1 pseudogene is annotated in these 610 nt (G+C 40.8%); it reads left to right on the top strand.

The features are described from left to right. Positions 1 to 540 (top strand): annotated as a pseudogene (locus R7P74_RS27585) (hypothetical protein); the annotation flags it as partial. Positions 541 to 610: the final 70 nt, after the last annotated feature.

Consider the following 610-nt stretch of genomic DNA (forward strand, 5'->3'; position numbering starts at 1 on the left):
ATGGTAGCGATGGTTGGCCCGATGGCGTTAGCAGGCGCTGGTGCTTTTATATTAGTCTCCTTTAAAATGCTTAAACGCCAACCAGATGAACCAACAGAAGTGAGGGTCGGAGAACGTGAAGACTGGCTCTTTGCTGATTACAATAAGAAAAGAAAAGTAATTAAGTTCTTTTTTAAGCATGACACATGCGAATATATTAATATAGAACATACTAAGATTTCACGCTTACACAACCGATTCCACTATTACGTATTTTTCAAAACCGTGTCTGACTTAGAGTCTATGGTCAATCAGCTAGCTACAGAATATAAGCTTGACTGTACGGAAGTCGCCGACCACAAAAAGCTATTTGAAGCTAAGCCAGAGGCTAGACTGTTTGGCACGCCAGTTTGTTATAAAGAATATCAAACCGATGAGGTATTTGATTTAAGAGCTTCAAAAGCCCCGCTCCCAGAACGTGAATACCTTTACAACGGCAAGTGGCAAACGGAATCTGAGATTGAAAAATCTAAATCTGAACTAACAACAACCAAGGAGTAACCCTTGGCATATTCACCATTTTACATCACCCCAGAAGAGTTGGCAGTTTATCAAGAGGCACAAGAGCAAG

This window comes from Vibrio sp. 2033 (assembly GCF_033339735.1).